Annotated in this window: 12 protein-coding genes; 9 read left to right on the plus strand and 3 right to left on the minus strand. The window is 56.0% G+C overall.

The genetic code is table 11. The features are described 5' to 3' along the window. Window positions 1-2,012: calcium-binding protein (locus tag AX702_RS22300; protein WP_269450421.1), on the minus strand; the 2,012-nt coding region annotated here is incomplete at its 3' end. 892 nt (window positions 2,013-2,904) lie between these two features. Here AX702_RS22300 and AX702_RS21395 point away from each other — a divergent pair. The 5 genes from AX702_RS21395 to AX702_RS24320 all read left to right on the plus strand — a co-directional run bounded on the left by AX702_RS21395 (window position 2,905) and on the right by AX702_RS24320 (window position 6,825). Beyond that, window positions 2,905-4,218: a nucleotide-binding domain-containing protein gene (locus AX702_RS21395; RefSeq protein WP_066782326.1), complete on the plus strand. Its 1,314-nt coding sequence runs from the start codon at window positions 2,905-2,907 to the stop codon at window positions 4,216-4,218. Next, window positions 4,218-4,802: an SLATT domain-containing protein gene (locus AX702_RS21400; protein WP_066782327.1), complete on the plus strand. Its 585-nt coding sequence runs from the start codon at window positions 4,218-4,220 to the stop codon at window positions 4,800-4,802. Before AX702_RS21395 ends, AX702_RS21400 begins: the two co-directional genes overlap by 1 nt. Window positions 4,803-4,912: 110 nt before the next feature. After that, window positions 4,913-5,188, plus strand: coding sequence for a hypothetical protein (locus AX702_RS21405; RefSeq protein ID WP_066782328.1), 276 nt, complete (start codon window positions 4,913-4,915; stop codon window positions 5,186-5,188). A gap of 90 nt (window positions 5,189-5,278) precedes the next feature. Then, on the plus strand, window positions 5,279-6,448 hold the full coding sequence (locus tag AX702_RS21410) for a phage major capsid protein (RefSeq protein ID WP_066782329.1): 1,170 nt from the start codon (window positions 5,279-5,281) through the stop codon (window positions 6,446-6,448). Window positions 6,449-6,519: 71 nt separating this feature from the next. Then, the gene (locus AX702_RS24320; RefSeq protein ID WP_066782330.1) at window positions 6,520-6,825 is read left to right on the plus strand and encodes a head-tail connector protein; all 306 of its coding nucleotides are present in this window, start codon (window positions 6,520-6,522) and stop codon (window positions 6,823-6,825) included. 4 nt (window positions 6,826-6,829) lie between these two features. Here AX702_RS24320 and AX702_RS21420 read toward each other — a convergent pair whose 3' ends face one another. Beyond that, on the minus strand, window positions 6,830-7,291 hold the full coding sequence (locus tag AX702_RS21420; protein ID WP_066782331.1) for a lysozyme: 462 nt from the start codon (window positions 7,289-7,291) through the stop codon (window positions 6,830-6,832). 116 nt (window positions 7,292-7,407) lie between these two features. Here AX702_RS21420 and AX702_RS21425 point away from each other — a divergent pair, with 116 nt between their 5' ends. From AX702_RS21425 to AX702_RS21435, 4 genes are read left to right on the plus strand one after another with little or no spacing between them, the layout of a single operon-like run. Continuing rightward, window positions 7,408-7,956 (plus strand): hypothetical protein, encoded by a 549-nt coding sequence (locus AX702_RS21425; protein ID WP_156455633.1) that lies wholly within the window; start codon window positions 7,408-7,410, stop codon window positions 7,954-7,956. A gap of 15 nt (window positions 7,957-7,971) precedes the next feature. Then, complete coding sequence (locus AX702_RS21430; protein ID WP_066782333.1) at window positions 7,972-8,184, plus strand: hypothetical protein; 213 nt, start codon at window positions 7,972-7,974, stop codon at window positions 8,182-8,184. Next, window positions 8,174-8,308, plus strand: a complete 135-nt coding sequence (locus AX702_RS23535; RefSeq protein WP_269450422.1) for a hypothetical protein — start codon at window positions 8,174-8,176, stop codon at window positions 8,306-8,308. Before AX702_RS21430 ends, AX702_RS23535 begins: the two co-directional genes overlap by 11 nt. A 15-nt stretch (window positions 8,309-8,323) precedes the next feature. Beyond that, window positions 8,324-8,692, plus strand: a complete 369-nt coding sequence (locus AX702_RS21435; RefSeq protein WP_066782334.1) for a hypothetical protein — start codon at window positions 8,324-8,326, stop codon at window positions 8,690-8,692. Between the two features lie 382 nt (window positions 8,693-9,074). Here AX702_RS21435 and AX702_RS21440 read toward each other — a convergent pair. Further along, the coding region (locus AX702_RS21440; protein WP_156455634.1) for a glycosyltransferase at window positions 9,075-9,520 on the minus strand (446 nt) is incomplete at its 5' end.

Here is a 9,520-nt window from a genome sequence, read left to right on the forward strand (position 1 = left end):
CCACCGCCGGACCCACCGCCGCCCGATCCACCGCCGCCCGATCCACCGGTACCCGAGCCGACATTCTGGCCATCGCTAAACAGCGGATAGATACTGGTGAGAGGAGTGTCGATCGGACCGCCGAAGTCCCTCTGCCAGTAACCGGTGAGGTCGTACCACTTGCCATCGACGTGCAGCATGTCCCTTGGGCCAGATAGGCCGAAACCCCTGAGCGCGATCGTTCCGCCGCCTTCCCCGGAGATTACGATCGCCGGGTTCGTACCCCAACGAAGCGATACCTGGTCGCGAGACACTGCGACCAAGTCGATTATGTCTCCCTTCGTCTCTCCATAGTCTTTGTCGACGAACGTGTCGCTGCCATCTCCAAGAGCCCAAACATACGTGTCCGCTCCAGCTCCTCCGTATAGGTAGTCGTTACCTTTGCCTCCAGAGAGGACATTATCGACCTTCTGTTCGTAGTAGCGATTGTCGGACCGGGAGGCATATAGTGTATCATTGTGGTCGCCACCATGCGCGGTTTCGAACCCCAACGAATACAGGTTACTTACGTAGATGCCACCTCCGCCTTCGATCATCAACGTGTCGTAACCCCAGCCACCCGATATATTTGCAAGGTTATCTTCCAAGTCGACATAGATAACGTCGTTCCCGCCCGCGCCAGAGATGACGTCAGACCCTGCATCTCCCACCAATAAGTCGTTCCCCTCGCCTCCAACCAGCGTGTCATTCCCCGCGCCGCCGAAGAAGATCATCTGTCCTGCAGTAGGATTTGCATAGTCGTATGAGGCGACCGATGAAACGATATAGTCGGAACCGGAGCCAGAGATCACAGTCTCAAAGCCTAGTGATACGGCATCAATGTACAAGCCATACTCTGACGTGATCTGGAGGAGATCGTTACCTTCTCCGCCGCCCACCGATCCAGAAACCATATCTTCGTAATCTGCAAAGATGAAGTCGTTTCCGCCTCGCCCATGTAGATGGTCCGCTCCCGCACCACCGAATAGGTTGTTGGCCGCATCATTGCCCAGCAAGTGGTCAGACCCACCGCCGCCCACCACATCAACGAAGTTTCCAAAACCAGCATAGTTCGCACCAGCAGCCAGATCGAAATATATTGGCTGACTGGCACCCTGGCCCCATAGGAAAGCATTCGCCGCGCCATAGCTTACAATGGTCGCCGATGAATCTTCGTAAACCAAAGAGCTGTATGACCGGTTTATCTGCAAGGCCACGTCTTGAAAGGCGCCAAGAGAACCATCTGACCGAACAAAATTGCCGGTGTTAAACGTGAAGATCCCGGGAGCGGTCTCAGATGGTGACGAAGGCCAAGCGACTCGTTGCACACCATGGAAGAGGTTGATCGCCGAGATACCCAGCTGCTGCATCGTAAAGAGCTCGCCATTGCCGAACTGAGCATCTTGGTTAAGATCTCTTCCGATGCGAAATTGTCCAAATGAGGCATCTGCCGCGTTAAAGACGCCGTCCGAGTTGGAGTCGAAGGCTCTAAGCGCCTCCAGGTCAGTTCGACCAGTCTGACTAAAGTTAGTCAGTACCCATTCGTCGTGATCGGCCTGGTTGTTGCTGTTATGATCGTAGATCAGAATGCCCTCATTAGGCCCGATCCAAGCTCTTTTCTCTAAGCGTCCATTACCCGACTCATCTGTAATTATAGGGGTCGTCGCAGGGGTATACTGGAAACCATCGTTACCAAGGTCGAGAACGATCGGAGAGCATACCTTTATGAACTTACCACCAAATACATGAATACTTCCGTCGGAGCTAGTGGCGCTGGCAGCACCTCTCACGTAAAGTTCACCGCACTTAAGATCCGGAATGGGGTACGAAATGATCGAAGCGCCACCGCCGGCTATATTAATCGCGTCACGGGCCACTTCTATTTTACAACCAGCATCAAGACGCTCAATCTTATCGGCATTGAGCTTCTCTATTCCGTCTACTAGGTAAGAAGTGGCCTCAACGACGATATTAATAAGGGGAGTCTTAAACACGGGCAAAGCCCCAAGAACGGATAGCGTAGTACTAACGTCCGACAAAAAGGACAAACCGTCTTAATGAAGTTTTGCCCCTTCGCATTGCGTCCTTCCCATCTTCACCTCCTAATTTCTAATATCTTTATGGCTAGCGCGATCAAGAGTAACGTCGGCAGGATTAACATTTCGCTGTGCGTGAATAAGGGTGCCGTGAAAGATACCGGAGGTCCGAAAGCTCTTAACAACGCGCAAGCCGCCATGGCTGCGGCGAATATCCGGTCCCAAAAGCCGGTCGCCGGCACACCGAAAACGTTTCTCCGACCAAGGGCATGACTGATGGCAAAAAGACCGACAGACAGAGACAATCCAACGAACCATAGGTCGGCCGAGTCGCTCATTGCGCTCCTCCTAAAAACAGAATGCCGAACGGTCGCGGAGTTCAGCAGGAAACTCCATTCACAGCACAATGCTTTTCGTTAGTCAAAGCCTATCGATAGCCGGAGAAGTTTAACCCTCCAGCGTCACCTGGCCGCTTCGCAAAAAACCACCGGAAGTCTTGGTGGCCATCGCCGCCGCCGGACTACGCTCCGACAAAGTTTTAGGCGATTCTTTCTATTTCGAATGCGGTCAAGCGTAGGATCGACGAAGCGATTAGTCGCTTGCACGGCTTGCCAGCCTGAGTGGTGTGGGGCGGGGTGAAATTCTTGCGACACAAGAAATCAAGTGACACCCTCCCCCTGCAAAAGACGCCTTTGTGAATAAAAATACCTGGGCCGTAAGTTTGCTGCCAAAAACGATGTGATTGGCAGGTCGTTACGGGGTTGAACAAATCAAGATCACCACCCATCTTCCCCTGCAATGATAGCGTCATGGTGGGGGCACCAGGCCGGCGCGACAACGGGAGGCTACCATCAGCAGGGCGGACGACTTCAAGACGCTGTTCTCGAACATTGCAATCGATAACGAGGCCACAATCTCGCTGCGCTATGGTGAAGTCACCAGGGCCTGCAACCTCCAGTTTCGAGACACCGACAGCCGCAAGGACAACAGCCTCCAAGTAGGCTCATATGGCCGTTGGACCGGCATTAAAGGCATCTCCGATCTGGACATGCTCTACATTATGCCCGCTGGTAAGTGGGACACCTACAAAAACGATCCCTATAAGCTGCTTCGTCATACAGCAGATGCTATTCAGGAGCGATACAAGACCACAACGGTCTATGTCGATACGCTCGTGGTTGTTTGCGAGTATCAGAACTTCAAGATCGAGGTGCAGCCGGTCTTTGAGGATGAAGAGGGTTTTTGGTATCCCTACACCAAAGGCCGAGGCACCTATCGTCTAACCAAGCCGCGTCCTGAACTGGACACCACCACCAAAGTGGACGGCGACAAGAACGGTAACTTGCGTCGGCTGGCCAGGATGGCTCGCGCATGGAAGAACAAGCATGGTGTGGGGATGGGCGGACTGCTTATCGACACGCTAGCTCACAACTTCCTTGTGGGGCGCGACACATACGACAAGACCGCGTTTGCCTCTTGTGGTCAGATGATGCGCGACTTTCTCTCGTTTCTTGCCGAGCAGCCTAAGCAGGACCGCTATGAGGCTCTCGGTTCCGGTCAGCACGTCAAGGTTCACAAGCCGTTTCAGTCCAAGGCCAAAAAGGGGCTAGAACTGGCGGACAAGGCTTTGGAAGCGGGCGAGGAAGCAAAGGCCAACAATCGGTGGCGAAAGCTGTTTGGCAGGGCCTACCCGCTCTCGGATGCTACCGAAGTTCGCAAGTCCCAGATCACCGAGGCTAGTTACACCGCCGACAACACCGAAGAGTTCATCGAGGACAAGTTCCCAGTCGACATTCGGTATTCACTGCGCTTGGAGTGCGAGGTCAAGCAGAGCGGCTTCCGCACGGTCCTTCTCCGCGCCATGAGCAGTGCGGGCATGAAGCGCCTCAATGTCTACAAGTCAAAGCAGCTCAAGTTCTACATCGTCAGCGAGAACATCAAGGGCATCTATATCGTCTACTGGAAAGTTCTAAACCGAGGGTCCGAGGCCGTCCGCCGCAACATGATCCGAGGGCAGATTGTGCCGGACAGCGGGAATAAGATCAAGAAGGAGACTTCGGACTTCCGTGGCGAGCACGTCGTGGAGTGCTATGCGGTGCAGAATGGAGTGGTCGTCGCCAAAGATCGCATTCATGTGCCCATCGTAGACGAAAGTGAACAGTGATGGACAGGGACCGCCTGCTCAAGGCTATTGCCGAGAAGGGCTATGATGTCGTGTTCGGCGTCAAGAAGACATTCGCGACCTACGACATTGTGAGCAAGGGGCCGGGCTGGATTGGTTTCATATCCAGCGCCGTTGGTGTTTTCGCGCTGATCTATGATCCGCTTTCTGCCAAGTTCCCTTCCGCTATCCTGGTCATTGCGGGTATAGCGAGCCTCTACCTTTCGTTTTACCGAGCAGAAGAATACGAAAAGGCTGCGAATGCTCAGCTGGTTCTCTACAACAAGCTCAGGTCGCTCTACCGCAGCGTGCAATCTGGCTTGGACGTGGTGGCGGCGAAGGCGGAATACGACGCCATTGAAACTTCTTACTATTCCGTGACGGTCGGTAAGCAAGTTTTTCTAAGTGGCTGGTATGCTCACTACAAGCTGTTTGCGGAAAGCCAGATCGACTGGATGGATGAGCAGCTTCACTTTAAGTGGACGGACAAGTGGCCCGTGTCAGCACGTTTGGTCATAGCGGCCGTCGTAGTTGCAGGTTTATTGGGTTTCATCCTTTGGGGCTACAACGCTCGCTTCTGCGTCTGACATAATTGTCGCATGGGTGCCGGCCGCTTCACCGCCTAGCTAAGTATTAAGTGAAACGCGGACCCAAGCCCAAGCAACCTCATGACACCGGCCCGGCCAGTAAGCCGATCATGCCGGACTATCTCACGGCAGCGGCCAAGGTCGTGTGGTTTGAAGAGATCGAGTTCGTCGTCGCCAACGGCGTGAAGGCGCGCGTTCAAGCTGTAAAGAGCTTGGGCGAGAGCATGAGCGTGCGTGATCTTGAAGCTCTGCTGCGTGAATGCGGCCTCAGCAAGTCAGAAAGCATCGCGGTTGCGAGCCAATTCGAGAGCAAGAGCGAACTAGCTGAGAAGCAGGCTGTCAGCGATGCAATCCAGAGCCTAATCGACAAGATGCGAGCCGCATAATCATCAAGGGATAAGTAAAAGAGCATACCAAGCACGGAGGGACTCTGGCGTCGAGGTTGCAGTCAATTAACCGAGACAAAGGAGCCCATAATGGCCGATCTCAACGATATTGCTTCGCTGGCTGGTGCCTTCGAGGAATTCAAGAACACTAACGACGCTCGTCTTGCACAGATTGAGAGCAAGGGCAGCGCAGACTACGTTACCACCGACAAGCTGGAAAAGATCAACGCTGATCTGACCGCACTCCAGGCTTCCATCACCGACGTTGCGAAGAAGTCCAACCGTCCAGGCGCAACCAACGTCAACGCAGACGAGGATGCACACGCCAAGGCTTTCAACGGCTTCATGCGCAAGGGCATGGACGCTGGCCTTGAAGGTCTAGAGCAGAAGGCAATGGTCACGACCGGCGGCACCCCTGAGGGTTCGACCGGTGGTTATCTCCTGCCAAAGCAGGTTGAAGCTGGTCTCTTCACCGCACTGGAAACCCTCAGCCCGATCCGTTCGATGGCTTCGGTCGTTTCCGTATCGTCCGACGACTATCGCTTTCTGTCGAACCTGCACGGTACTGATGCTGGCTGGGTCGGTGAAACCGATGCGCGTCCTGAGACCAGCACTCCGCTGCTCGCAGAGACCCGCGTTCCGATGGGCGAAATCTACGCCAACCCTGGTGTTTCGCAGCGCGCTCTCGATGACCTCTCGGTCAATGTCGAAGCACTGCTCGCAGAGGAAGTTGCTCGCGCATTCGCAATCAAGGAAAACGCTGCGTTCGTGAACGGCGATGGCGTCAACAAGCCAATGGGTCTGATGGCAACCACCGGCATCGCACAGGTTAAGACTGGCGTTGCTGCTGATCTGCCAACCAACGCCGACTTCCTGTTCAGCATGATCTACGGCCTGAACTCGGCATACCGCCAGGGCGCTCGTTTCGCGTCGGCTTCGGCTGTTACCGCGAAGCTCCGCACCCTCAAGGATGCGAACGGCAACTACATTTGGCAGCCTTCGCTGATTGCCGGCGAGCCTGCTACTCTGGCCGGTTACGCACACTCCGAAATCAACGAAATGGACGCAATCGCCGCTGGCAAGCTGCCTCTCGTGTTCGGTGACTTCAAGCAGGGTTACTTGATTGCTGATCGCATCGGTGTTCGCGTGCTGCGCGATCCGTTCACCAAGAAGCCTTTCGTGCTGTTCTACAGCACCAAGCGCGTTGGTGGCATGGTCCGCGACAAGAACGCTTTCATCACCCTGAAGGTGTCCGTCTAAGACTTAGACAACAACTGTGATGGAGAAGCGGGCGGAAACGTCCGCTTCTTCTGTTTCAGCTAAGTAGTTCAATGAGAGCTACCGTTATCACTCCGCAGGAAGTCAAGGATTGGTGCCGCATCGACGGTGATGCGGATGACGCCGCAATCCAGCTTCTAATCATCTCCGCGCAAGAGCAAGCACAGACTTACACGGGTCGGGAGTTCAACCCTGAGACGTGCCCTGCCTGCATCAAGCAGGCAATCGCCGTGTTCGCGGCCGATCTTTACCGCAATCGTGAGGGTCAAACGGTCGGAGAGAAGACGTTCTACCGTCTCCTGAACCCATACCGCCTCGGTGATCTAAGATCGACGCCGGCTCCCTCGATAGCCGCGTGACGATCTACGGTGCGACGAAGACCCGATCAGCCACAGGTGTAGAAAAGAGCACCTTCGCCCGCCTCTTCGTCAGGCCGGGAAGCGCGGTCAGCACTCCTTTGACGCGAGCCTTATTCCACACCGCGAACTGAGCAGCCGCACCCGAAACGTCGCCGACCTTGAGCTTTCGGACGAGAGTGCTGGAATTGAAGTTGCCGACGCCGATGTTGAACGCGAGGCTTACCAGCGCATCGAACTGGTTCTGGGTTAGCTTCACGCCAAGCGCATTCACCGCTTTTTCAAACCGAGCGGCGTCCTTTGCAAGTAGAGCATTGGCCTCCACTTCAGTGACAACCAGACCGGGCCTGACGTGCGGGCCGGTAGAACCGTAGCCGATGGTCAGCACACCAGCGGGACAAACATAGGCTTTAGCGCGAAAGCCCTCGGACGACTTGATTAGGGCGAGGCCCTGTCTTGATAGCTTCATTAGCTACTTAACAGAAAGACACCTTAGCCAAGTTCTAGCAGCACTTAACTCTTCAACTCTCCTGATAAGTATTTTCGGGAAGAGGAAAACCTCTCCCGCAAGCAGGAGAGAAAAAAATGAAGAGGCAAACAGTAAAGGCGAAGTTCAGGGCAGAATACCAGGCCCTAAAGAATGCGGTCGATCGTTGCAGCCGCAAGAACCACCCACAGTATATGGATTACGGCGGCCGAGGCATCCGGGTCGATCCTGAGTTCTTGTGCCCTGTTACCGGCTTTACGACATTTCTGGCAGAAGTCGGAAAGAAGCCCGATCCAACCTACACCCTAGAGCGCATCTGCAATGACGAGGGTTATGTCGTCGGCAACCTGACTTGGACCGATCGCGCCACCAACATGAGGAACCGCCGCAAGCCTGGCGTGGTCGTGAAAGACTTGGGCTGGGGCATCGGCACCTACGTCACTGTCGATCGCAACGGTCATCACAAAAAGTTGAAGTCCCCGATCGTTCCGCTCGGTGATCGCGTCCAAACGATCAAGCATTGGTCGATTGAACTCGGTGTCGCGGTTCCCACACTCGTGCAGCGCATCCAACGGGGCTGGTCGCCAGAACGGGCACTGACCAGCACGATCTACACCCCGACCAAGGCTCCCAAGCCCAACGCATAAGAGGAGAAAACTCCCATGACGAACGAAGCAATCGGAACCCTACTCGGTCACATTCTGGACAAGCTGAACCGCGTTGAAGCGATGGTCGCGGACATGAAGCCGGCCACACCGGCGCCCACCGACGATAATAGCGATGTGCTGCGCGACACGATCGAGGATGCCATCAGCATATTCGGTAAGGCAGTAGGCGACATCCTAGCACGCCAGCACAAGAACGATGGCGAATGAACTGAGCGCGGCAGAGGCCGCAGAGATCATGCGCCACGATATCGTGGTGCTGCTCTCCAAAGACCCGCACCACCCGCTAGCCCAATTGATCGGTCAGGCGTTGCTCGACCTGGAAGACGAATAAGCAAGGAGAACGAGAATGGCGGACAACGCTATCGAGAAACTTTTCGAGGAAATCAGGCAGGCACACCGCGCGATCGAAGAAGCGGAGCAAGCCAGGGAAGACGCCCACCGCGCCGTCGCTGATGCAGCTGCTGCGCTTCGAAAGGCGAAGAACCGAGCCGAGTTGCTGGATGAAACGCTACGCAGGCACGTTCACGATAAAGTGCCGATCGTACAGGCGAAGATGATCGCTCACGAGGAACAGGCCGAGCGCGAGAAGCAGGGCAGCTTGATCGTTGGTGGTTCGATCAACGCCTCCAAGATTCAAGCGAACAGCATCACCGCAGCGAAGATCACCGGCACATCAGTTCTGGGTGGGCCGACCTGGTTCAACCCGACAAAATAATCAGCGTCGGGCAACCGGCGCTGCCGCCATGAACGGACCACCGCAACAAGCTTGATGTTCCCGTTACGTTCACTCATTCAGTGCCGCCCATGTCGGCCAACCATCGCTCTGAAACGCTATCTGAAATGACCCGCATCGCCTCTAATGTGGAGGTGCGTTGCGGCTGCGGACATCGCTCGATCGTTGATGGACAGAACTTTGGACGGTGGCTCTTCATCCACCGCTACGACACCCGCATTCACATGCTTAGAGGCCGGCTACGCTGCTCAATCTGCGGTGCCCGACCTGTCGGAATACGCCCGGCGAGCAATGCGCCGACGGCGCCGAACGTGTGGCCCAATGACGAAGGAGGCTGGAGGCGCATGGCGGCGCGCTTGAGGGGCTAGGCCCAAGAAAATGCACGTTTCTTCATATGTGCAACCGTCACTACTTGCTCGGCATCGTGAAGCACCACCGCGCGGATCTTCTCGCCGCGCGCGACATCCCGCCGCATCGCGCGCCACATCGCGTTGAGATTGTCCGCCTTGGTCGTCGGACCGGGCCTCGCGCCGATCACCAGACGCACGCGCGGGTCCCGCTCCGCAACCGCCGCCACCGCATCGATCGTCGCGCGATCGTTGGGATAGCAGCCGACATAGATGCGGTAATCCGGATGCACATATCGCGCGAGCGCGGTGCGCAGCATGGCGCCGATGACCAGCGCCTCGTCCCAGGCAGGCACGAAGATCGCAAGGCCCGCGGGCTGCGCCCGCGCCGGCAGGCTGCCGATCGGCCGCCGCGTGCTGCCATGGCGCAGCCGGTGGATCAGCCACGCGCAATCGACGAACA

Source organism: Sphingomonas sp. CCH5-D11 (genome assembly GCF_001557395.1).
Classification (GTDB): Bacteria; Pseudomonadota; Alphaproteobacteria; order Sphingomonadales; family Sphingomonadaceae; genus Sphingomonas.

Bases quoted from the DNA above. Each gene is read 5' to 3' on its own strand.
- AX702_RS21405 (WP_066782328.1), top strand. From the start codon at position 4,913: ATGCCGGACTATCTCACGGCAGCGGCCAAGGTCGTGTGGTTTGAAGAG.
- AX702_RS21410 (WP_066782329.1), top strand. From the start codon at position 5,279: ATGGCCGATCTCAACGATATTGCTTCGCTGGCTGGTGCCTTCGAGGAA.
- AX702_RS24320 (WP_066782330.1), top strand. From the start codon at position 6,520: ATGAGAGCTACCGTTATCACTCCGCAGGAAGTCAAGGATTGGTGCCGC.
- AX702_RS21425 (WP_156455633.1), top strand. From the start codon at position 7,408: ATGAAGAGGCAAACAGTAAAGGCGAAGTTCAGGGCAGAATACCAGGCC.
- AX702_RS21435 (WP_066782334.1), top strand. From the start codon at position 8,324: ATGGCGGACAACGCTATCGAGAAACTTTTCGAGGAAATCAGGCAGGCA.
- AX702_RS21400 (WP_066782327.1), top strand. From the start codon at position 4,218: ATGGACAGGGACCGCCTGCTCAAGGCTATTGCCGAGAAGGGCTATGAT.
- AX702_RS23535 (WP_269450422.1), top strand. From the start codon at position 8,174: ATGGCGAATGAACTGAGCGCGGCAGAGGCCGCAGAGATCATGCGCCAC.
- AX702_RS21420 (WP_066782331.1), bottom strand. From the start codon at position 7,291: ATGAAGCTATCAAGACAGGGCCTCGCCCTAATCAAGTCGTCCGAGGGC.
- AX702_RS21430 (WP_066782333.1), top strand. From the start codon at position 7,972: ATGACGAACGAAGCAATCGGAACCCTACTCGGTCACATTCTGGACAAG.